Consider the following 500-nt stretch of genomic DNA (forward strand, 5'->3'; position numbering starts at 1 on the left):
GTCCATATGGTGAGCCGTTCGATATTTCGGTTCTTTTCTCGTTCTCTTCCGCTGAATCCACAGCAGCTATCCCATTTGACTCCTCCCTATCTCCGGTGATCGTGTATCCCTCTATGAAATCTTCGTACGAGAAGGAAGGATGGAACGTGACGGACTCAGTTTGATACGTTCCTGGATCTGTTCCTGGCTGCTTACCCGTCCACAGCCTCGCAAATCTCTCTGCGAAGAATGTCTTTCCTGTCCCGGGTGGTCCGTACAGGATGACCTGTCTTTTCCTCTCAAGCTGACGGGCCAAGTGACGGGCGAAGTTCCCATCTAACGACCAGTTCTCATACGACCAAAAATCAAACTGGAGTTCGCCTCTTGCTTCTCTAATAAATGCCTCAACTGAGTCGTACTCATATGTGAGAACCTGACTCTGTCTCTGATCGAGTCGACTCCACTGTTGCTTTGGGTGGCTCTCCCAGCCAAAAAGCTCGAATAATTCTTCTTCTGAAACC

At 49.4% G+C, this 500-nt stretch carries 1 protein-coding gene; it reads right to left on the minus strand.

Going from position 1 to position 500, the window contains the following annotated elements:
* The coding region (locus EXE42_RS16685; RefSeq protein ID WP_158293770.1) for an AAA family ATPase at nucleotides 1-500 on the minus strand (500 nt) is incomplete at both ends.

The sequence above is a fragment of the Halorubrum sp. SP3 genome, assembly GCF_005435195.1.
GTDB classification, from domain to species: Archaea; Halobacteriota; Halobacteria; order Halobacteriales; family Haloferacaceae; genus Halorubrum; species Halorubrum sodomense.